At 61.5% G+C, this 21662-nt stretch carries 24 protein-coding genes; 15 read left to right on the forward strand and 9 right to left on the reverse strand.

Annotation, left to right across the window (positions count from 1 at the left end; genetic code table 11):
* Together ABX74_RS08575 and ABX74_RS08580 are read right to left on the reverse strand one after the other, a co-directional pair.
* Positions 1–816 (reverse strand): MCE family protein (locus tag ABX74_RS08575; RefSeq protein WP_411269025.1); only part of this gene is annotated, 816 nt, incomplete at its 3' end.
* Between the two features lie 78 nt (positions 817–894).
* The gene (locus tag ABX74_RS08580) at positions 895–1908 is read right to left on the reverse strand and encodes an AurF N-oxygenase family protein (protein ID WP_029256690.1); all 1014 of its coding nucleotides are present in this window, start codon (positions 1906–1908) and stop codon (positions 895–897) included.
* Between the two features lie 172 nt (positions 1909–2080).
* Here ABX74_RS08580 and ABX74_RS08585 point away from each other — a divergent pair, with 172 nt between their 5' ends.
* The 9 genes from ABX74_RS08585 to ABX74_RS08625 all read left to right on the forward strand — a co-directional run bounded on the left by ABX74_RS08585 (position 2081) and on the right by ABX74_RS08625 (position 7949).
* Positions 2081–2698: a TetR/AcrR family transcriptional regulator gene (locus tag ABX74_RS08585; protein WP_047888651.1), complete on the forward strand. Its 618-nt coding sequence runs from the start codon at positions 2081–2083 to the stop codon at positions 2696–2698.
* Between the two features lie 226 nt (positions 2699–2924).
* Positions 2925–3578, forward strand: coding sequence for a TetR/AcrR family transcriptional regulator (locus ABX74_RS08590; RefSeq protein ID WP_047888644.1), 654 nt, complete (start codon positions 2925–2927; stop codon positions 3576–3578).
* A 78-nt stretch (positions 3579–3656) separates the two neighbouring features.
* Positions 3657–4562, forward strand: coding sequence for a metal-dependent hydrolase (locus tag ABX74_RS08595; RefSeq protein ID WP_021333229.1), 906 nt, complete (start codon positions 3657–3659; stop codon positions 4560–4562).
* Positions 4559–5695 carry a PDR/VanB family oxidoreductase gene (locus ABX74_RS08600; protein WP_029256693.1) on the forward strand — a complete coding sequence of 379 codons (1137 nt, stop codon included), beginning with the start codon at positions 4559–4561 and terminating at the stop codon, positions 5693–5695. The genes ABX74_RS08595 and ABX74_RS08600 overlap by 4 nt, the downstream gene beginning before the upstream one ends.
* Before the next feature lie 44 nt (positions 5696–5739).
* Positions 5740–6132, forward strand: coding sequence for a limonene-1,2-epoxide hydrolase family protein (locus ABX74_RS08605; protein WP_223257862.1), 393 nt, complete (start codon positions 5740–5742; stop codon positions 6130–6132).
* Positions 6133–6324: 192 nt separating this feature from the next.
* Positions 6325–6504, forward strand: a complete 180-nt coding sequence (locus tag ABX74_RS08610; protein ID WP_029256695.1) for a hypothetical protein — start codon at positions 6325–6327, stop codon at positions 6502–6504.
* Positions 6505–6558: 54 nt separating this feature from the next.
* A complete protein-coding gene (locus ABX74_RS08615) occupies positions 6559–6987 on the forward strand; it encodes a hypothetical protein (protein ID WP_139148462.1) in 429 nt (142 codons plus the stop codon).
* 55 nt (positions 6988–7042) lie between these two features.
* Positions 7043–7555 (forward strand): helix-turn-helix domain-containing protein, encoded by a 513-nt coding sequence (locus ABX74_RS08620; RefSeq protein WP_051636522.1) that lies wholly within the window; start codon positions 7043–7045, stop codon positions 7553–7555.
* 121 nt (positions 7556–7676) lie between these two features.
* The gene (locus ABX74_RS08625; protein WP_053062001.1) at positions 7677–7949 is read left to right on the forward strand and encodes a hypothetical protein; all 273 of its coding nucleotides are present in this window, start codon (positions 7677–7679) and stop codon (positions 7947–7949) included.
* Here ABX74_RS08625 and ABX74_RS08630 read toward each other — a convergent pair.
* A complete protein-coding gene (locus ABX74_RS08630; RefSeq protein ID WP_070795421.1) occupies positions 7937–8224 on the reverse strand; it encodes a hypothetical protein in 288 nt (95 codons plus the stop codon). The genes ABX74_RS08625 and ABX74_RS08630 overlap by 13 nt on opposite strands.
* Before the next feature lie 435 nt (positions 8225–8659).
* Here ABX74_RS08630 and ABX74_RS08635 point away from each other — a divergent pair, with 435 nt between their 5' ends.
* The 3 genes from ABX74_RS08635 (at position 8660) to ABX74_RS08645 (ending at position 11227) form a co-directional block, all read left to right on the forward strand.
* Positions 8660–9625, forward strand: a complete 966-nt coding sequence (locus ABX74_RS08635; protein ID WP_029256699.1) for a hypothetical protein — start codon at positions 8660–8662, stop codon at positions 9623–9625.
* A 626-nt stretch (positions 9626–10251) separates the two neighbouring features.
* The gene (locus ABX74_RS08640) at positions 10252–10713 is read left to right on the forward strand and encodes an Hsp20/alpha crystallin family protein (protein ID WP_047888646.1); all 462 of its coding nucleotides are present in this window, start codon (positions 10252–10254) and stop codon (positions 10711–10713) included.
* A 163-nt stretch (positions 10714–10876) separates the two neighbouring features.
* Entirely contained in the window at positions 10877–11227 is a 351-nt protein-coding gene (locus tag ABX74_RS08645; RefSeq protein WP_047888653.1) for a hypothetical protein, read from the forward strand.
* A gap of 98 nt (positions 11228–11325) precedes the next feature.
* Here ABX74_RS08645 and dnaB read toward each other — a convergent pair whose 3' ends face one another.
* The 5 genes from dnaB to rpsF all read right to left on the reverse strand — a co-directional run bounded on the left by dnaB (position 11326) and on the right by rpsF (position 14873).
* Complete coding sequence (dnaB, locus tag ABX74_RS08650; protein ID WP_019746049.1) at positions 11326–12732, reverse strand: replicative DNA helicase; 1407 nt, start codon at positions 12730–12732, stop codon at positions 11326–11328.
* 508 nt (positions 12733–13240) lie between these two features.
* Complete coding sequence (gene rplI / locus ABX74_RS08655) at positions 13241–13696, reverse strand: 50S ribosomal protein L9 (protein ID WP_003941243.1); 456 nt, start codon at positions 13694–13696, stop codon at positions 13241–13243.
* A gap of 18 nt (positions 13697–13714) precedes the next feature.
* Positions 13715–13957, reverse strand: a complete 243-nt coding sequence (rpsR, locus tag ABX74_RS08660) for a 30S ribosomal protein S18 (RefSeq protein ID WP_003941245.1) — start codon at positions 13955–13957, stop codon at positions 13715–13717.
* Between the two features lie 39 nt (positions 13958–13996).
* A complete protein-coding gene (locus ABX74_RS08665) occupies positions 13997–14521 on the reverse strand; it encodes a single-stranded DNA-binding protein (protein WP_003941248.1) in 525 nt (174 codons plus the stop codon).
* 64 nt (positions 14522–14585) lie between these two features.
* The gene (gene rpsF, locus ABX74_RS08670) at positions 14586–14873 is read right to left on the reverse strand and encodes a 30S ribosomal protein S6 (protein WP_003941237.1); all 288 of its coding nucleotides are present in this window, start codon (positions 14871–14873) and stop codon (positions 14586–14588) included.
* A gap of 210 nt (positions 14874–15083) precedes the next feature.
* Here rpsF and ABX74_RS08675 point away from each other — a divergent pair, with 210 nt between their 5' ends.
* Genes ABX74_RS08675 through ABX74_RS08685 form a run of 3 tightly spaced genes read left to right on the forward strand, consistent with a single transcriptional unit; the run spans position 15084 to position 17848 of the window.
* Positions 15084–16439: a glycosyltransferase family 87 protein gene (locus ABX74_RS08675; protein WP_047888647.1), complete on the forward strand. Its 1356-nt coding sequence runs from the start codon at positions 15084–15086 to the stop codon at positions 16437–16439.
* Positions 16439–17023 carry a GNAT family N-acetyltransferase gene (locus ABX74_RS08680; RefSeq protein WP_047888648.1) on the forward strand — a complete coding sequence of 195 codons (585 nt, stop codon included), beginning with the start codon at positions 16439–16441 and terminating at the stop codon, positions 17021–17023. Before ABX74_RS08675 ends, ABX74_RS08680 begins: the two co-directional genes overlap by 1 nt.
* 45 nt (positions 17024–17068) lie before the next feature.
* Positions 17069–17848 (forward strand): DUF4190 domain-containing protein, encoded by a 780-nt coding sequence (locus ABX74_RS08685; protein WP_047888649.1) that lies wholly within the window; start codon positions 17069–17071, stop codon positions 17846–17848.
* A 6-nt stretch (positions 17849–17854) separates the two neighbouring features.
* Here ABX74_RS08685 and ABX74_RS08690 read toward each other — a convergent pair.
* Positions 17855–21662: helix-turn-helix domain-containing protein (locus ABX74_RS08690; RefSeq protein WP_082148474.1), on the reverse strand; the 3808-nt coding region annotated here is incomplete at its 5' end.

Genomic DNA, 21662 nt, shown 5'->3' on the forward strand with positions numbered 1-21662 from the left:
AAGGTTGCTCAGGTCTGTCGTCAGACTCGGACCCCCGTCAAGGACGAGAGCCCCGACCTGTTCGCTGGCCGGTATGCCGTTGTCGATCACGCGTCGGATGTCGGGGTCGCTGGTGCGCAATTGCGCAGCCAGTGCGTCGAGGTCGGTGCTGAACTGCTTGATCGCCGACGATTGATCGGATTGCGTCGTGAGTACCGTCTGGCTGTCACGGATCAGTCCGAGGGTCTGGGGAAGGGTGTCGAGGCCCGACTGGGAAATCCCCGACAGCGAGTCGGCAAGTACCTGCAGATCTTCGCCCTTGCCGTTGAATGCCGCGCCGAGTTCCTTCGCGACGGTGTGGAGTGCGTCGACCGGAACGGAGTGCACCAGACCGTTGGCGCTGGTCAAGACGTTCTCGATGGGGATCGGCGTGGTGGTGTCGCCCACGGCGATCACCGAGCCGTCTTCGAGGAACGGGCCCTGGTCGGTATCGGGCTGAAGGTCGACGTACTGCTCACCGATGGCTGAGCGATTGGCCACCACGGCTCGCGCGGATGCGGGAATCTGTGGAGCATTGCTGTCGATCAACAGGTCGACTTCGATTCCGTCGGACGTGAGCGACATGTCGCCGACGCGTCCGACGGGTACACCGCGATAGGTCACTTCGGCGTTGGTGAAGATGCCACCGGACGTCGCCAGTTCGGTTTTGACCGTGTATTGGCCGAATCCCAGAAGATTGTCCAGCCGTACGTATTTCGCTCCGACGTAGATCAAACCCAGGAGTGCAACCACGACGAGTGCGACCAGCTGCCACTTGGCGAGCTTCGACATCACCATCGCGTGCCTCGGGTCGATTCGGCTGAGCGCCCCACCGGCGCCGGAGTGTTCGACTTGCGGTCCCTGTTCAATGCGGAATTACGCATGAGCATTATCGAAATCAGCTGCAGACGCCCGATCGGGTTCGCTCCTGAAGCGTGAAGATTTCCCGTCGATCTTGAGAGCCTTCCACAGGACTCTCGAGACCCGGTTCATCAATCCGAGTTCGTCCGCGAGTAATCGGACATCGCCGAAGTACCCGCTCAACGCCTTACGTGATGCAGGGGACTCCCAGAACAGCTCCTTCTTCACCGACTTCGGGATCTCGAAGGTTTCGAAGAACGACTTCGGTGGAACGGCGATCACGTCGCACAGGACCCGCATGATGACCGGAAAAGCCAGGGAGAGAAGGAACTTACCCACCGGGCCGTTCTGATGCACATGCTGCCGTAGGAACTCGTTCGCAAACGAGATGTGTCGCGCCTCTTCGGCGACGTGAATGCGCATCACTCCGCGAATAATGGGGTGATAGTTGCTTTCACTGCGAAGATAGCTCTTCTGGATGTGATCAATGGGCTCTTCCCCAGCCAGCACCCCCATGAAGAAAATCGACGGAAACGGCCAAGCCGCAAGCCCGAGGAACGGCATGACGCGTCGCAGAACCGGGCCGAATCCCGGTACGTCGACGCCCGACCGATTCACCAGTTCCTGGAACATGAGTGTGTGGTTGCACTCTTCGATGACCTCGTGAGTGGCATACCGGAATTCCGCCGACCGGTTAGGCAGCATGGAAACGTACTGCATGAAACCACGAATGAGCACCTGCTCGAACTGCAGACCCACCTTGGCGATGTTCGCTTGCCGATACTGCCCTATGGCAATCTGCTGCTCCCGGGTGCGCGCGAGATACCAAGAATGTGTTCCCAGCAGTTCTACCTCGGGAAGAATCCATCGTGGGTCGTTGTCCACGACCTGAAATTCCGGTGCCTCCCAATCGATGTCGGTATACGGACTGAAGCTCCGGTGCACAGAAGCATCCGAGAGTCGATTGAGCATGTCCTCGTACGTTTCGTCGTCAGGCGCGTCGGAAAATCTCGGTTCGGTGGTCGTCATGGCAGGTGTGTCCCTTCCAGGGCAAACAGGAGGCCTATAACTCAGTAGATATGACTTCAAGTAACAGATAAGTAGGGTAGTAGAACAAACGGTCTATGGCAATGGTGAGCACTTCCACCGGCGAACACAGAGGAAGCGCGGCTGATAGATTCGATGCCTAGACAGATCGATGATGAAGGGGAGCACATTGGTTACCGCTCCGCGAGAACGCCTCATTCGCACCACAGTCGAACTCATCCAAAGCAGGGGAGTCTCTGGCGTGGCCGTGACCGAGCTACTCGACCGCAGCGGAACCGCACGTCAATCGATCTACACGCACTTTCCACAAGGCAAGAATCAGTTGATCGAAGCCTCTGCCAGAGCCGCCGGATCGTGGATCAGCGCGATGATCGAGCAACTCTGTTCCGCCCCTCCCCTGGAGGCATTGCAGGCATTCATCGATTACTGGAAGTCGATGATCGTATCCAGCGACTACACCGCCGGATGCCCGATCGCCGCTGCCACGTTCGGCGGCAATGAAATACCCGGCGCAGTTGACGCGGCAAAAATAGCATTTGAAGAGTGGGAATCGATGCTAGCCAACAATTTTCGAGCTGCAAACCTGGATGATGCCCTCGCGCAATCCCTCTCGACAATGACGATCGCAGCAATCGAAGGCGCCGTCATCATGTCCGTCGCAACACGCTCCACCAGGCCTCTCGACCGCGTCAGCAAGCACCTCACCGAGCTCCTCGAGGCGCATCTCAGCGAAAATCACGAGAGAGAACCTGTTCTCCGACAACAAAACTGACTACCTCGCCGACCACCGATCAGCAGCAGAGCGTCTCTCCGAACCATGCAGTTCATACAAAATCGAATGGCTGCTGATAACGGCGCGTGCCACTACGAGAATGATCACTCCCGGCGGCGCTCGACCGCCTCCTTGGACCGTCGACGTTGCCTGAACCGGTTCTCCGTCAGGCCACGTCGACGGCTCAACGAGAGAACCGATGGCGCCAGGCAGGTTATGATGCAGTATGCGCAGGCTGGCCGGATCGTTCGATCGTGACCTCCCCGGATTGCCGCGTGGCCGCGGCCGCCTCGCTGCGGGCGAGGTCCAAGACGCGCAACGTGATCGCATTCTGCGTGCGGTGATCTCGTCGACTGCGGAGAAGGGGATCGCCTCGACCACGATCGCCGACGTCGTCGGGCGTGCCAGGGTATCTCGCCAAGCTTTCTACAAGCAGTTCGAGAGCAAAGAAGCGTGCTTGATCGCAGCGATCGACGCAGGCATCGAGGTGATCGTCTCCAACATCACCTCGACACAAAGCTCGACCACCAATTTGTCTCTACACGAACAGCTTTCGGCTGTAATCGAGAAGTATCTCGAGACGTGTTCGTCCGAACCGGAGTTCGTGCGAGCTTGGGTGGTGGACCTACCTGTGGCCGGCCCGGCAGGGGTGGCGAAGCGCAACGAGTACGTGGAACTGCTCGCCGATGCATTGCTCGTCGGCTACTCGTCCAAGTCTTCAGAAGCCCCGGGGCGTGAAGTGTTTCTCGCGGCGATCGGCGGTTGCAACGAGTTGTTCTACCGCCAGGTGGTTGACGGGTCGAATTCGTACATGAATCTTCATGCGCCGATCATGTCCTTCCTTGAACGGGTACTGGATCTCTCGTCCGACCCTTCGTAGTCCGGTGTTGACAAGCCACGGGTAGATCGCCATGCTCATTCATAAGTACTGCTGCGTACTTATGAGTGAGGAGTGGTCATGCGAATTACGAGTGGACTGACACAGCGTCCGATCGCACCGCCCGGCCGGGTAGCGATCCGTCCGCGGCGAGTCGATTTCGACTGGGAGAAAGCGCCTTTGGTGTGGTTGCCGAACGAGCCGATCGCCTCATACCTCCTCGGCTCGATGAACCTCGTCATCCCGGAGGGCGAACGGATGATGATCCAGGCCTTCGAGCAGGCTCTCCCGGACGTGCACGACGAGAAGCTTCGCGAGGACATGCTCGGTTTCATGGGCCAAGAATTGCTGCACGCAGAGGCGCATGACGAGGTCATGAATCAGGTGTTCACACGGCACGGGATCGACCCGGCCCCGTTCAACCGCCAGATGCAGTATTTCTTCCGTAGAACTTTGGGCATCGGTGACGACTCCGATCCGCAGGCCATCCGGCAGCGTCTGATCGAGCGTCTCGGGATTTGCGCGTCTTCGGAGCATATGTTCGCGTTCGTGGGCGACTGGGCGTTGAACGCGGACTTGGAGAAATTCGGCGCGGATCCGCAGATGCTTGACCTCTATCGGTGGCATGGGGCCGAAGAGGTCGAGCATCGTGCCGTGGCACACGAGGTCGCCACGTACTTCGGAGTCGGCTACTTTCGCCGCTGTATCTCCATGATCATCACGTGGCCAATCTTTTTGGGGTGGTTGCTCCGTGCTGCGATGTATCTGAGCCGCAACGACCCCAACACGCCGAACATCGGTTATCCGCGATTGCTACTGGAATTCGTCCGCGCCGGACGCCGCGGACTGGTGCCTGGTGTATCGAAATGGTTCTGGAGCGGTGTGTCGACGTTCGTGCCGGGATTTCACCCCGACAGTGTGGGGTCCACCGCCCAGGCCCTCGCCTACGTCGCGCAATCGCCAGCGGCCAAGCGGGTCAACACATGACACCCAACGCGCCCGAACTCACACAGCGGTGGCAGGCCCCCCACGAGATCCCGGTCGACCTATGCCGCGGCAAGCGCCGCGACTCGATTCTGCGCATTCTGGATGTCCTGGTCTCCACGCAGGTCAAGTTGGCGGTCTTGATTCATCGCGACGAGCCAACGGAAAACCGGATCGACGAGTACAAGACAACACTCACGGTGTCGGAGCGCACGACGGTGGCCACCGACAACGACGTGGTCAGTCTCGAACTGCGAGCACCTGACGGCAGCGACCTCGAACGGTGGTATCCCGGGGCACACCTCGACCTGTACCTGCCCTCGGGACGGATACGTCAGTACTCGCTGTGCGGCGATCCCGCCGATCGACGCTGCTACCGGATCGCGGTACGCCGGATTCCTGATGGTGGCGGCGGATCGAACGAGGTGCACGACGAGTTGCAAGTCGGTACCGTCGTCGGCGTTCGCGGTCCACGCAACGCGTTCGGGTTCGTCGAACCCGGGCGAATCGAGCGCGCGAAGCGCGTTCACTTCGTGGCGGGTGGCATCGGCATCACACCGATACTCCCGATGGTCTGCGAGGCGGAGCGTATGGGCCTGGATTGGTCGCTGGTGTACGTCGGTCGCGAGCGCCGCACACTACCGTTCCGCGAGGAATTGTCGCCGTTTGGTGATCGGGTCACCATCCGCACCGACGACGAATACGGCCTACCCGCAGCGAACGATCTTCTCCCGCCGAATGTCCGCAGCGGCGACGCGATCTACTGTTGCGGTCCGGTCCCGATGATGGACCTGATCACAGCTTGTGTGCGCAACGAGCCCGGTGTGGAAGTGCACGCCGAACGCTTCTCCGCCGCACCGGTCGTCGATGGACGACCCTTCCGCATCCAACTGGCTCGCACCGGTCAGGTCATCGATGTCGCCGCCGACCAGACCGCACTGGACGCGGTCCTGCGTGTGAACCCGAAAGCCCCCTATTCATGTCGTCAGGGCTTCTGCGGCACCTGCATGGTCCACGTCAGCGACGGCGACGTCGATCATCGTGACAATTCGTTGAGCCCAGCCGAGCGCGCCGCCGGCAAGATGCTCCTGTGCGTTTCGCGGAGCAACAGTCCCTGCCTGACGGTCACCACATGAATCCACCGATGAGAAAACACAATTCCAGACGACCGGAGTACCTGTTGAACGACGATCAACTGACATCGCGGGTGGTGGACCTGCTGATCGCACTGGAGGAAATGGACGCCGATGCCGTGCGCGCACTCGTCGATCCCGACATCGAATGGCGCAACACCGGCCTGCCCAGCGTGCGTGGAAGCAAACGCGTCGAACGGGCGCTCACGATCGTCTCTCGCCTGATCACCAGGTACGAGGTCGTGGAAGTGCTCACGATGACCACCGACCACAACACCGTGTCCTCCCGGCGAAGAGAGATCATCCGCATCGGATGGTTTGCCATGCACCTCGACGTAGACGGCCACTACACATTCGCAAACGGCCTGCTTCGCATTTGGGACGACCGCTTCTCCTACCGCCGACTGCTCCGCGGATTGCGATTCGGCCCAACCACCTGAAGTAGCGACGTTTTGTGTCGCATTTTGCCGGGGAGTCCTCACCAGATGCTGAAATCTCCCCCCTGCGGCCTCTCGACTACATCCTCGGCTCAGGAGTTCGGCTGCTGGTGCGGGCAACTCTCACCGAGTTCACGGTCGCGTATGTGACCGGCTCGTTGTGCCGTTGGACCGCAACGGGATTGGATACCGCTGATGGATGCACGACAATTGTTCGCCCTCGGCGCGCTCGGTACCGGGATGTTGTCGCTGGCCTTGCAACTGACCGCGCTGTGTCTCGGCGCCGAGGACGCGGAGCGGTACGTCTTTGTTCGCGCCGCCAATGCCACCGCGGTCCTCAGCCTTGCTCTGCTGTCCGCCGCGTTTGTCTTCTGACCGACGGCTGGATGACTTTCCGGGCGCAACATGTTCACGAACGAAGGAGTTTCGGTGAATCCACCCATAAACCACTACCGCCGGCGATCGGTGAAATCGATCCTCTTCGGCGGAGTCGTTGCAGCACTGCTGCTCTCGGGATGCACGATCAGTTCAGCAGGCCCCACTACCGAAGGCAGGCAGTCGTCGAAGATGCCCACCGACTCCGAGCAGATCACCACGGTGATCCGATCTCACCTCGATGCACTCCGTACCGGCTCGACCGAGAGCGCTGCTGCCACCGTCTGCGCCGAGAAGCAGGTATCAACCACGACCACTGGAAAGGTGTTGCCGGCAATCACACTCGATGCAGTCGAGTACGTCACCCTCCAAGGATCGACAGCCACAGCGACCGTACGCGGACATCTGGATGACGCTCCGGAGACCTCGATCGGCAAGGTCGTGTCGTTGACCTCCACCAGTGGCCACTGGCTCATCTGCTAAGCCTGCACCGCTTCGGCAAGCACAGGATAGGAACGAGAGAATTGAGGTAGCGGTGATGGTAGGCCGTGCGACGGACGAGAACGTCTTTCAACTCCGGTTGAACGAGCTTTTCTCCGGCTCCGATCGGCGCCTGACGAACACCGCTGTGGCTAACGGCCTTCTCGCACGGGGCTACCGAATCTCGACACCGTATCTCTCACAGCTTCGACACGGCGTCCGCTCGAGCCCATCGGATGAGGTGGTGTCAGCGTTGGCCGACTACTTCGATGTCCCTCCCGGCTATTTCTTCACCATCCCCTGGTCCGGCGATCGCGCGCGCATTCACGACGGGGACGCGGAGATAGTCGCTCATCTCGCCGACCCGGAACTGAGACAGTTGCTCCGGGCCGCGAACGGACTCTCGGCGACCTCACTTGAACTGTTGTCGAATCTGGCTGCCGCACTACGCATCTCCGAAAGCCGTCGGAAGACGCCCACACGGACTCAACGTCCTACACCCGATCGACCGAAAACCGGCACCACGACCGCGGCGAATCAATCCCACCGATGTGATCTGACCCCCAAGTAAACCCATAGGGTTGCCGACTATTTGCCAAATGGCGTTCACTGGCACGCCCCCTCCACCTATTTTGGTTTCGAGACACCGGATTCGGCCCCTGACTAGATCCGAACGAAGAAAGGCCCTTTCGATGACACGTTCACTCAAGATCGTTGCCGCTCTGGCCATCCCAGCGGCTGCTGGAGCTGTGGCGGTTGCCGGCGCAGGATCTGCCTCGGCGGCGACTCCGGTATCGGGAGACGGTTACGTCGGAGTCATTCTCGATCACCACGAGACGGTCGTCGCGAGCCAGATCAAGGCGGGCAATCTGATCAACGCCGCATTCGGCGACGCCTGGACTGTCGGGTTTCCGCACGATTCCATCTGGCACACCGCAGCATGGACCCCGGGTCAGTCCTCATGATGCTTGTCGTCAGCACGAGTCTGGAATTCCGAGAACTGTTCGTCGAGGTTTTCGACCTTCTCGTCCGACATCTCCGTGACGTGGTCGGCGAAAGCTGTCCCGGCGACTGTGCCGCCGGTCCCGGGCACCGTGACCGTCTCTCTTGATCCAGGCTCGTATCTTTTGTCCATCTCGTCCGCGAGTTCTTTCGCCCCGTCAGCGGTGTCGGGACTTGTTTCGGATCCAGTCGTACCCTCTTGGCCGGCATCAACGTGCCCGGAACTTTCCACGTTCACTGGTATCCCACTCTCTGCATCGACACCGACCGGTCGTCGCTTCAGGCAACCTGCCGACACTCGAACGGGTTGCTCGGCAGCCCGTTTCGCCGACATATCAGTTGCGGGGTCACGACGCATTGGAGGTACCCCGTCCGCCGCACGGCGAATCCGGAATGTTGGTCCACGGTATCCAACGACCTACACGCGCGGTGGTACAGGGACTGCGAGATCCTCGCGGACGAATCAGGCCGCCCCACCATGAAATCGGCACCGCCACCCTTGGCCCAATTACTCGTCGATGCGGTTCGACATCCGCAGCAAAGTTGCGGTGGTTACTAGGAGGTAGGTCGGGGTAGCCCGCGTATCGGCGGTGGCTCCGCGGTCCGCGGAGCACTCGTCGAGCACAAGCTGAACATCATGTAAAGCACGCACCGACGAAGGGACGACCCCGATATGAGCAACTCCGAAACCACGTCCGCCTTGATCAACCAGCTGCGCATCATCCTCGGTCTGACACATGCCGAGATCCAGGTCGCCGAAACACGCGTCGCTCAAGCCAGAACCGAAGCGGTTCGACGCGAACTCACGGAAAACGCAGAGAACGGTCGAGAAAGGGTCAGTTCCATCGAGTCCACGATTCGCGATCTGGGTGGCGTTCCGGAATCGGTCGGTCCGTTCCTCGGACGAGCGACAGCAGGCGTGAAAGCGATGGTCGAACAGGCCCAGCCCTTCGACGAAGCTGTACTGGGAGACCTTGCGCTCGAACATCAACTCCTCGACCGCTCCCGCTACCTCAAGGCCCTGGCCACTGCCGGTGGCGATCAGACCGTCGCGGCGTTGGCCGACCGCCTCATCACTGCACACTCCGCGACTGTGGACTGGCTGACCACCGTCCTTGCCGAGGAGGCACTCGGGGGGCCGGCAGCTTTGCGTCGCACTCCTTTCCAAGCGGCCACCGGAGCAGCCATTCGACTGGTCAATGTTCCGGTCTCCTGGTCCACCCGCAGTCTTGACCGTGCCATCGACGCTGTTCGCACGTCGCCGCCGGTATTGGGTGAGCTGATCAGCTGGGGCGCATATGCCGGTGACGTGACTGTGAAAACACTGTCGGCCAGTAGGGATGCGGCCATCGCCACGGCTGAGAAAGTCACTCGCCGAGAAGGTGCTGACGGTGCCGCGGACGTCTTCCGTTCGGTACGCAAGTCGAGTGGGTTACTCGACCCCGCCGAACTTCCCATCGAAGACTTCGACGAACTCAACGTCGCCCAGGCCGTCTCCGCGGTCAAGGAACTGACCGACGCCGCACAGGTACGAGACATCGTTGCGTACGAGGAAGCGCACAAGAACCGACACGGCGTCGTATCCGCTGCACAGGCAAGACTTGCAGCGATCGCCCAGGAAGTCGTCGGAATCAACTGACCTTCGTATCAGCCTGAGGACGGCGAGCAAACAGCCTCTGCATTGCTTCGTGTCCAGAAGAACCGAGCAGGGCCAGACCGCCCCGGACACAACTACAACGCACTCCCGAAATCGGCGATACGCGTTCATCAAGACAGGCTCCGGGCAAACGGGGCGGGGGCTGACCACGCATCAAAGTCAGCCCCCGCCGCCGTTTCTGCAGTTTAGGGCTGTCAGCGCAAACTCACCATGGAAGAACGCGCCTGTCTGCTCGAAATCTACGAGACGCGGCAGTTTCAGAATCGAAACACATTGCAAGAATACGGGTTTGAATCAATCTCCGTTGTACGCGAACATCGAACTTGCTGGGCGCAGCGGCAGTCGTAAGCCCGCAGGAACTCGACCGGCAGCTGACAGCATCTCGACACCGGCAATTCCCGTTCCGCCCCAACCATATGGGGTTGGCAACCGCCGTTGTTCCTGCTCCGATGCTGCGATGTTTGCGACCGAGACACTCCTCGAAAAAATCTGGCACTCTCAGTTGCAGAGTGCTAATTCGTGTGGTTATCATGTTCTCGCACAGTGAGTTCGGTCGACCGCCACAGTGGCGGGGACCTTTCGTTTCACGACATGGGAGGTGTGTTGCTGTGCTTCGTTTCGATCCTTTCACCGACATCGATGCGATCACCAAGTCCGTCCTCGCCGCGGGAACTGGCAACGGACGCAGTCCACGGTTCATGCCGATGGACCTCTACAAGGTCGAGGACCAGTACGTCCTGCACGCCGATCTTCCCGGCGTCGATCCCGGCTCGGTGGACGTTCACATCGACGGCTCGACTCTGACGTTGACCGCGCACCGCACGGCCCTCTCCGAAGAGGGTGTGAGCTGGCTGGCGAGTGAGCGTTTCGCTGGAACCTACAGACGACAGCTGTCGATCAGCGACGACATCGACGCCGAACAGATCGTCGCCTCGTACGACAACGGCGTGTTGACGGTGACCTTGCCGATCGCGGAGAAGGCGAAACCGCGGCGGATCGAGGTCTCCTCCGGACCACCCTCCCGAACCGATAACGCCGGATCGACAACACAGGTGCAGATCGAAGCCTGATCCGCCTGGCCCGAACACCGCTTGATGGTGGGGTGACTCCCGAGGACACGCGATGGGTTCTCGGGCCTCACCCACCATCGTTTCGATCTCCCACTGCAAACCCGTGGCGCACACCGGTACATCCACCACACGAAAGAATCAGCGCGAGAACCCTTTAGCTGCCATGACTGCATCCACCATCCCCCCGCACGAACAATCCGACAACACAGGCAACACCGAATCCCGCCCGCACACCTCGCCCGATTGGTGGGATTACCACCGCCCGATCAACAGCGATGAATACAGCGACATGGCGTTGATGCTCGGTGCCCTCTCGATCCTGACGTTCTGGATGTTCGGCCTCGGCATCCTCCTCGGTGCCGCCGCCATCGGAACCGCCCTGGCAGCGCGCCGACCCGACACCCCCGGACACGATCCGGGGGACAGCAGCGCCGGTATCGTCGGAATCCTCACCGGCATTGCCGGTGTCGCCTTCGGCATCGTCTTCCTCACCGCAGCACTACCCCACCTGTAGACAAACCGAATTTTGCACTAGTGGAATCGAATTGGTGCTTGTAGCAGGATCTCACAAGATCTGAAATCCGTCCCACCTTCAGGCGATGGCGGCAGCAGCTATCCCCGCGCCATATCGACGAACTTCGAGAGGTGAAGCTGGTGCGCCACAGTGATTGTGGCGGTCGGACCGTTACGGTGCTTACCCAGAATCAGGTCGGCTTCACCGCCACGGGGATCGTCTCGCTCGGTCGCGTCGGGGCGGTACAGCAGAATCACCATATCGGCGTCCTGCTCGAGTGAACCGGACTCACGAAGGTCGGCGACCTGGGGACGCTTGTCGGTTCGCTGCTCGGGACCACGGTTGAGCTGACAGATCGCGACAACCGGAACTTCGAGCTCCTTCGCCAAAAGCTTTAGGCTACGGGAGAATTCGGAGACTTCCTGCTGACGGGACTCGACCTTTTTACCTGAGCTCATCAGCTGGAGGTAGTCGATGACGATCAGGCGAATGTCGTGTTTCTGCTTGAGCCGCCGTGCTTTTGCGCGAATTTCCATCATAGTGAGGTTGGGGGAGTCGTCGATGAATAGCGGCGCCTCACTGATCTCACTCATGCGACGCGCGAGCTTGGTCCAGTCGTCGTCGGTCATCTTTCCGGAGCGCATGTCGCCGAGCTTGATCTTTGCCTCCGCAGACAGCAGACGCATGACGATCTCGGTTTTGCTCATCTCCAACGAGAACATGACGCTGGCCATGCCGTGCGTGATGGAGCAGGAACGCAAAAAATCCATTCCAAGGGTCGATTTGCCCACACCAGGTCTAGCCGCGACGATAATCATCTGACCAGCGTGAAGGCCGTTGGTGATCTCGTCGAGATCCTTGAACCCGGTGGGCACACCGAGGGAAATTCCGCCGCGGCTGGCGATGGAGTCGATCTCGTCCATCGTGGGCTGGAGGAGCTCGGTGAGGGGTACGAAGTCCTCGGTGGTTCGACGCTCGGTGACCTCGAAGATCTCGGCCTGCGCGCGGTCGACGACCTCGGCCACGTCCTGGCCCTCGGTGCCGGCGTAGCCGTACTGGACGATGCGAGTACCGGCGTCGACGAGACGACGCAGCACGGACTTCTCGGCCACGATCTCGGCATAGAAGGCAGCGTTGGCGGCAGTGGGCACTGTCTGGGTCAGCGTCACCAGGTAGGCGGCACCGCCGATACGGCGGAGCTCACCTCGACGGTCGAGCTCGGCGGAGACCGTCACCGGGTCGGCGGGCTCGCCACGGCTGTAGAGGTCCAGGATCACGTCGTAGACGGACTGGTGGGCGGGCCGGTAGAAGTCACCTGGACGCAGTACCTCGAGGACGTCAGCGATGGCGTCCTTGCTCAGCAGCATGCCGCCGAGCACCGACTGCTCGGCAGTCATGTCCTGAGGTGGCTGGCGTCCGAACTCCTGGTCGGGCTCGGCCTCGGGAGGGCCCGGGTAGTCCGGCCCTGAGAAGTCGGAAGGTCCTCGATCATCTACAACAGCCACAAGCGAGACCTTCCCGTAAAACACTCGACGACACTGCCAGAAACCGCAGCGCCCTCATCATTTGTACCTGCCCCCACCGACATCCCCTAGCCGCATTCGGCCGGGCTGTAGATAGACGCCGAGATGACGTTAGGGACTAGTAGGTCCGCATACAAACCGGACTGTGGATAAACCTGTGGATGCTTTGTGGAAACTCCCGCCCCACGGTGTGCACCGCCTGTGGAGCATTTGGGGACTACTTTGCCTAGCAACCACAAAAGACCAGGTAGATGGCTATCCACAATTTCACAGGCCTGTTGATGAAAATAGTTTTTCCACAGTCGGCGCGTCGGCGTGTCGGGCGTGTTGCCTCGCCCGATTCGTCACTGATCACCAAGTCGAACATCACAGTGTGAGAGTTATCCCCAGGTCCGATTCGGGACGCTGTCAGGCGGCACACCGCAGCCCGAAACAAAACGTCGGGCCCCGCACACCGAAGTGTGCGGGGCCCGACGAGACGAACAGTCGACTATGCGCCGACGACGTTCAGGTTGAACTTGGCAACCACATCGGGGTGCAGGTTCACGACCACGGCGTGCTTGCCCGTGTTCTTGATGTGAGCCTTCGGCAACACGATGGAGCGCTTGTCGACAATCGGTCCACCGGCAGCCTTGATCGCAGCAGCGACGTCAGCGACGGTAACCGAACCGAAGAGCTTGCCCGAGCCACCGGCGGTCTTGACCGTCAGCGTTACGGACTCGAGGCCCTCGATAGCTGCCTTGAGCTCCTTGGCGTGATCCAGGCCGCGCACAGCGCGCGCTTCCTGTGCACGACGGATGCCCTCGACCTGCTTCTCGGCGCCACGGGTGGCGACGATTGCCAGTCCGCGGGGGAGCAGGTAGTTACGGCCGTAGCCGTCCTTGACCTCCACGGTGTCGCCAGGCGCACCGAGGTTGTCCACGTCAGCGGTGAGGATGAGCTTCATGTTCTTTCCTCCCTTTCCTTAGCGAGCCACGGTGGCGTAAGGCAGCAGTGCTACCTCACGTGAGTTCTTGACGGCAATGGCAACGTCGCGCTGGTGCTGGACGCAATTGCCGGTGACACGGCGAGCACGGATCTTTCCGCGATCGCTGACGTACTTACGAAGCAACGTCGTGTCCTTGTAGTTGATCTGCGTGTTCTTCTCTTTGCAGAAGGTGCAGACCTTCTTCTTCATAACCTTGTCGCGCAAGGGCGGCTTCGGCATGTCTTTGCTCTTTTCTGGATGTTCCTGATCAGGTACGGATCAGAAGGGCGGTTCGTCGCTGCCCGCACCACCGAAGGAGCCCGAAGCCTGAGGCGCACTGCCCCAAGGATCGTCTCCACCCGAAGGTGCCGCGCTCGGACGTCCGCCACCCGATCCGCCGGAGGAACCGCCGAAGTTGCCGCCTCCACCGCCGCCACCACGGTTGGCCTTGTTGACCTTTGCCGTGGCGTACTTCAGTGAAGGACCGATTTCATCGACTTCGAGCTCGACGACAGTTCGCTTTTCGCCCTCGCGAGTTTCGTACGAACGCTGCTTGAGCCGGCCGCTCACGATTACTCGTGAACCACGGGTCAAGCTCTCCGCGACGTTCTCGGCTGCTTCGCGCCAGATGTTGCAACGCATGAACAGCGCATCGCCGTCTTTCCATTCATTGGAATTACGGTCGAAGGTGCGGGGCGTGGAAGCAACCGTGAAGTTTGCAACCGCGGCACCCGCCGGGGTGAAACGAAGTTCAGGATCAGCCGTCAGGTTTCCGATGACGGTGATGATGGTGTCGCCAGCCATGTGGTTCCTCCTGCATTGATGTAAGACCGTTGGGCGCGAGAGTAGAGCTCGCTACCGACAGTAATTACTTGTTGTGGCGCAGAACCTTCGTGCGCAGAACCGACTCGTTCAGACCGAGCTGACGATCGAGCTCAGCGACGGTGGCGGGAGTGGCGTTGATGTCGATCACCGCGTAGATACCTTCAGCATGCTTCAGGATCTCGTAGGCGAGACGACGCTTACCCCAGACATCGACCTTGTCGATCGTGCCGCCGTGCTGGCGCACAACATTGAGGAACGTATCCAGTGAAGGAGCGACAGTGCGCTCGTCCAGGCTGGGGTCAAGGATGACCATCAATTCGTAATGACGCATAAGACCTCATCACCTCCTGTGGACTAAGTGAAAACGGCCACGGACTATCCGTGGCAGGAGGGTCGTTGCGTCAGCAACCCTCGTAGGTTACACGAGGGGCCTTGACCAGGGAAATCGTCCCGGCCCTCCGGGAAGACCGCCAAGTCGATGCGCGACGCGTGGCGCAGACGCATCACCCCGCGAGCCACTGCGCCCCCTAGGGTGAGAATCATGCGAACAGACCGCAAGACCCCGGCGTCGATCCTGGCGTTGGTCGTCGGATTGTGCGGGCTGACGATGGCGCTGGGCTATTTCAACAAGGCCAGATGCGGCGGTGCACCGTTCGCGCCCGACGGCCGAAGCCTGAACTTCGACGTCAACAAGAACATCGACGTCTGCTACTCCGACATTCAGTTGCTCTGGCTCGGACGAGGTATCGATCAGCATCTGTTCCCCTTCGTCACCGGAGGGATAACGCCCGAAGGATTCCTGACCGGCGGAACCGTCGAATACCCGGTGCTCAGCGGAATTCTGATGTGGCTGGGCGGTATCGGCTCACACACCGACACCGATTTCCTTCTGCACTCGGCCCTGATCCTGGCTCCTTTCGGACTGCTCACGGCGTGGATGCTCGGCAAGATGAGCGGCGCGTACGCGCTCGTGTGGTCGGCGACTCCGCCCCTGGTTCTGTACGCATTCCACAACTGGGAGCTCCCGGTGGTGGCCACCAGCGTCGGCGCGATCTTCCTGATGACGTTCGAGCGGATCCCACTGCGAACTCGCGCGGTTCTGGCGGCCGTCATCCTGGCGATCGGTTTCTGTTTGAAGCTGTACCCGGGAATGTTCGTGCTGCCGCTCATGGCCTACGTGCTTCTACGCGGCACCGAAGGCAAGCGCTACGACGTTCGTGGGACGCTGATGACGGCGGGCGCGGCGATCGTCACCGTCGTCCTCGTCAACCTGCCGTTCGCCCTCATCTCGTACGAAGGCTGGCGCGCGTCGTTCAGCTTCCAGGAGAAGCGAAGCGCCGACATCACCACCAACTCGGTGTGGTTCTGGGGTTTGCGCCCGTTCTACGGTTTCGGAGTTCGCGAACTCAACGCCGACTACGACGCACTGGTGAGCATCCTGTCTCCGGTCATGATCCTGTTGTCGTTCGCGCTCGCGATGTATCTGGGTTGGCGACGATACGTCCGCGACGGCTACTTTCCGTGGATTGCAGTCAGTGCCGCGATGTTGTGCGGATTCGTGTTGCTGCACAAGGTCAATTCACCGCAGTACACACTGTGGATCCTGCCGTTCCTCGTACTGTTCAAGATCCGGTGGTTCTGGATCGTCGCCTATCTGATCGCCGACGCGGCGTTGGGTATCGGCATCTTCCGGTACTTCTACCAACTGGACATGAATCTCGATCCGAGCAAGTACGAAGCCGTCGTCCAGGCGAGCGTGTGGGGCCACGTCGTCCTGCTCGCCGTGTTCTTCTTCCTGTTCCTGCGAGTCCCGCTGCGGTATCCGCTGGCCGGTGGGACCGATCAGATTGCCAACTCCGACAACAACCTTCCGACTCACTCACGGGAGCACGCCTGATGACTGCATCATGGTTCGAATCACCGACGCTGACCGGTGATCGTGTCCGACTCGAACCCCTGGCAGTCGCGCACACCGACGCTCTGCTCGCTGCTGCCGACGACCCGGCGATCTTTCGTTGGACCGCATCACCCATCACAGATCGGGAACAGGCACAGGGGTACATCTCTACAGCCCTCGACGACCCGAATCGGATCGCCTTCGCGCAGGTGAACATCGCGACGAACGCCGTGGTCGGCACTACGTCCATGTACCAGATCGACCCGGTAAACCGCAGTCTTGCAATCGGATACACGTGGTTGTCGCGATCTGTTCAGGGAACGGGGATCAATCCCGAATCGAAGCTGCTCCTGCTTCGTCACGCCTTCGACCAGCTCGAGGCCGTGCGCGTCGAGTGGCACACGGACGAGTTCAACGAACAGTCCAGAGCAGCGATCGCAAAGCTCGGCGCTCAGTTCGAGGGCCTGCTGCGCAAGCACCGGCGCCGCGCCGATGGCAGTTGGCGTACAACAGCGCTGTTCGCGATGACCGACGACGACTGGCCGACCATCGCACCTCAGCTCGAGACACGTACCCGAAACTAGCGATCACCTGCACTCTTCGGCCAAGTCCATGCCAAGATTCACCTCATGAGCGATCAGGGTGGGTACGGGTACCAGGGCAATCAGAATTGGCAACCGGCTCCGTACGGGCAGCCCGATCCGTACGGCAGGCGCCCGACGAACACACTCGCGGTGCTCGCCCTCGTCTTCGCGTTCCTCATCGCGCCGTTGGGGATCGTCTTCGGGCACATCGCTCGCGGCCAGATCAAACGGACCGGCGAAGAAGGCGACGGACTCGCCCTTGCCGGACTGATCATCGGCTACATCTTCACCGCACTCGGCATCCTGGCCGTGATCGTGTGGATCGCGTTCTTCGGGCTGCTCGCCGCCGCTTTCGGCAACGCCGCCGATGACGCGAGTTCGCGGAGTTTCACCTACACGACGCCGTACTCGTACTCCACGACCACGACTCGGGCACCGAGTGCACCCACCACAGCGCCGAGAACGACGACGCCACCACGCGTCACAACCTCGGTCGGTCCGGCGCCGACCGTCTCGGGCACCGACCGTCAGGGTTTCATCTCCGGCGGCCCCAGTTGCAACTCCACCAATCCTGCCGTCGCCATCGCCGTCACGACCGGATCACGAATCGTCATCTGCGAAACGGGAGTCGGCCGCTACTACTACAAGGGTCAACGGCTGAGCGACGGCGCCACCATCGAACTCGACGATCCGACGCCCACTGGCAACGGATTCACCGTCACCAACAAGGACGTGACGTACCAGCTCACCTCCGCCGGACTGGTGATCACCGGCAGCGGAGGCGAGCTGGGTCGGGAACCGGCGCTCGAGTTCTGGATGAACTGACCCACGTCAGCCGGCACACGGATCCTGATAGGGAACACCGGGCAGGTAACGCTCCCATTCGGCTTCCGTGATGGGAGATCCTGCGGTGCGGCACAATCGATCAACGACGCTGTCGGGGTCGATTCCCCACAAGCGAACGGTCTTGTCCGACCCGCTGCCCGCGATCATGTCACTCTCGCCGGCGAACTGAGCGTCGTTGACTCGACCCGGGTAGGCGGACAGCGTCGCAAATCGTGTTGACCGCGAGGGGGTCTCGATATCCCAGAGCCAGACGGTTCCGTCGCCGACACCGGCAGCGAGCCGATCACCGGCGCGGTTGAACGAGATCGAATAGATTGCGCCCTCGGGGCCGAGAAGACGAGCGAGCTCCTCGGGTGCCGACGGTGTGCGTACGTCCCACACGGCGACCCTGTGATCCGCACTTCCGGCGGCCAACAACGTCCCGTCGGCGCTGAAAGACACTGCTAATGCGTAACTTTCGAATCCACCCACCGTCGCCGCCACCCGGGGCGACGCTGGGTTCGACACATCCCACAGATCCACTTCGTTCTTGGCGTTCGCGATCGCCAGGATGTCGGCGCCCGGTTGAAATGCCATCATCTGCGGGTAAGAGCCGACATCGGTCGACGACAGCAGCTTCGGTTCCGATGGATCGGAAACGTCGACCAACGCAATGCTGTTGTCGTCCTGCGAGGACACCGCCAGCAGATCTCCGGCGGGATTCAACGCGACGACCGCCACGATGCCCTTCACGTACACCGCGGGTTCGCTGTAGATCCGTGGCGACGCCGGAACACTCAGGTCCCAAAGATATGCACCGCCGCCGCCGGTGCCGCTCACAGCCAGGTTCCCGTCTGCCGACACCGCCGACGCACCGCTGAAAGAGTCGTCCCCTTGCGGTTTCAACTCCGGCATCACCGCGGGGCGATCGAGATCCTCGGTGTTCCACGCCAACATCGCGCCACCCCTGGCCCCGACGCCGGCCACCAGACGCGAGCCGTCCGCGGCAAAGGGACTGGTGAAAATCGTGTCCCGAGGTCCCGCCCAGACCGGACCCGGTAGAGCCCACACGCGAGTCACACCGTTGAGTCCTCCGGTGACCAGGTTGCGGCCGTCGTCGCTGTAGTCGACGGTGGTCACCGCCCCACTGTCCGGAAGTGTTTCGATCAACGCCCCGGTTCGTGGGTCCCACACGCGCACGGAGTTGTCGGAACTTCCTGCGGCAAGACGTGTTCCGTCTTTGCCGTAGTTGAGTTCGTTGACGTAGCTGGAAAATCCCGTCAGTGCCGGCAGGGGAGTGGGGCGCGCCGGATCGCTCATGTCCCACCGAACCACCTCCCTGCCAGTGGTTCCCGCCGCAAGCTCGCGTCCGTCCGGACTGAAGGCGACACCGAGGTAGTGGACGGTGGTGCCGTTCGGCTCGGTCGCGAAGATCGGCGCCGATTCCTCACCCCACTTCGCGACGTCCCACACACGAAGTGTCGATTGACGCCCGCCTGCCACGAGGAAACGTCCGTCAGGACTGAACGTCGCGGTGACGATGCCGTCAGCTGGGTGCGGAAGAGCAGGCAAAGCAACGGCATTCGCGGAAACGTCGATGTTCCATCGCAGGACGTCGGGCGTCGAGGTACCGGCGACCAGCTTGGTTCCGTCTGGACTGAACTCCATGTCCTGCACTACGCGTTCACCGTCGACGGGAAGAGTTCCACGGACCGGATTCTCGGGATCCGACACGTCCCACAGCGCAGCGCCGCCGGCGCCACCGGTCGCAAGCAGCCGTCCGTCCGGGCTGTAGGCGACGGCAAAGAGCGCCGTGCCCTCCGAGACTCCGAGGAACTCCGCCTGCGGAACAGCTGAGGCCACACCGTCCACCATCGGATAAAGTCTGACTTTCCCATCCGAACCACCCACCGCCACAACAGTTCCGGCTGGGTTTATCCGGGCCTTCATCGCGCCGGGCGGTCCGATGATGCGAGTAGCCGAATGAACGCCCGACGCATCCAGCAATGCCGAGCGGGCTTCGGTTGTTTCGTTGACCGCAAATGCCGCCAGAGCAAGCTGCGACGCCAGCGACGGATCCCGCTCGCGCATCCTGATCGACTCGGTGGCCACCTGACGCGACATCGCCTCGTCTCGCGCGGTATCTGCTTGGACACGTTGACGATTGGCTCCGATACCGGCGACGGTCGCAACCACCGCCAACACCAGAGCGATCACCGACGCAGCTGCCAACGCAGTCACGAGCCGTCGCAGAACGCGTGTACGTCGGCGATCGGCAAATTCCTGCTGATCGCGATGCTCGATGCTCGCAGCGAGGTACTCCCGCTCGGTGGCGTTGAGGTCGGCGGCGCGGGTCCGACTCGGGTCCAGTGGGAGACCGAGTTCACCCGAGTTCAGCCATTCTTCCGTCAGGTGAAGACGTGCGGGTCCGAGCAGCGCGCCGGGGTCGCGTCCACTGTCTTCCCACACCTGCGCCGCGTAGGTGAACCGGCGATGCACCGCCAGGCCGGCGCGGTCCGAGTCGATCCAATCGCGAAGCCGACTCCACGCTGACAGTAAGACCTCGTGCGAAACCTCGACCGTCTCTTCGTCGACGGTGAGAAGGCGCCGTAAGGCGAACCGGTCGATTACGGTGTTCACGTCGTCGACGTCGTCACCGAGGAAGAGTTCGGTGCGCGGTGCACGCCGACGCGTCTGCGTCACTTCGTCGACGTTGACCAATCGGAGGAAGATCCTGCGCGCCAACTGCTGCTGCCGCTCTGTGAGCTCGCCGTACACTTCCTCCGCGCTTTGCTGGACGGCTCCGGCAATCCCGTCGGTGGCGTAGTAATCCGAGACGGTCAGAGTTTTACGCGTCGACCGTTGCCAGGTCCCCAACAGTGCGTGTGACAGCAAGGGCAAAGCTCCGGGGTCGCTCGCCGTACGCGAGCCGCGTGGTGTCAGCTCGGAGACCAGAACCTGAACCAATTCGCTCTGCACGGTCATCCCGGCCTTGATCGCCGGCTCGACGATCACCTCGCGCAATTGTTCGTCGGTCAGCGGCCCGACCACCATCGGCGAATCGTCGAGCAGCGGCACCAAAAGCGGTTCCTCCGCCGCGAGCCCGTAGAAGTCGGCGCGCATTCCGATGACGGCGATGGTGTTCTCACCGAGTTCCGCGAGAGTCCGCAGTATTTCCTCGCGCCGATCACCGTCGCACTGCGTCCACAGTTCCTCGAACTGGTCGAGGATCAAGACGGTTGGTTCGCCGGAAATCGACGACGGAATTCCTCCCGTACCCGGCTGCAGGATTTCCACCCGCCAGCCGTCGAACCGCGAATCGCCCTCGGCAACCTTGGGGGCGAGCCCGGCCCGCAGCAACGACGACTTACCCGATCCGGAAGCACCGATCACCATGAACTGACGGCGGCCGACACCTCGTATCGCCGACGCCACCCGCTCGACCAAGTTGGCAGTGAGTTCGTCTCGACCGAAGAACCACTCGGCGTCCTCTTGTCGGAAAGATTCGAGACCTCGGTACGGAACGGTGGCGTCGCCGCGTCGTCTGGCCGTCAGCTGCCTCACTCGTTGCACCGCACCGATCCAGCGCTGCCGCTCATCCTCGGAGTCGACACCGCAGGCCTCGAGGAGCGCAAAAAACATCGGGGTACTCGCCGGCGTCGGCAGGTGTTGGCCGGCAAACCATCCGCTGACGGTTCCGTGCAAACCACCCGAACGCTCGACCGCTTCGCGAACGGTCAGTCCGGCTGCCTTCCGCAACGCCGTGAGCGCCTCAGCAAACTGTCCACGCGACTCGATCTGGCCCGGATCGACC

The sequence above is a fragment of the Rhodococcus sp. ARP2 genome (assembly GCF_001029585.1).
Lineage (GTDB): Bacteria > Actinomycetota > Actinomycetes > Mycobacteriales > Mycobacteriaceae > Rhodococcus_F > Rhodococcus_F erythropolis.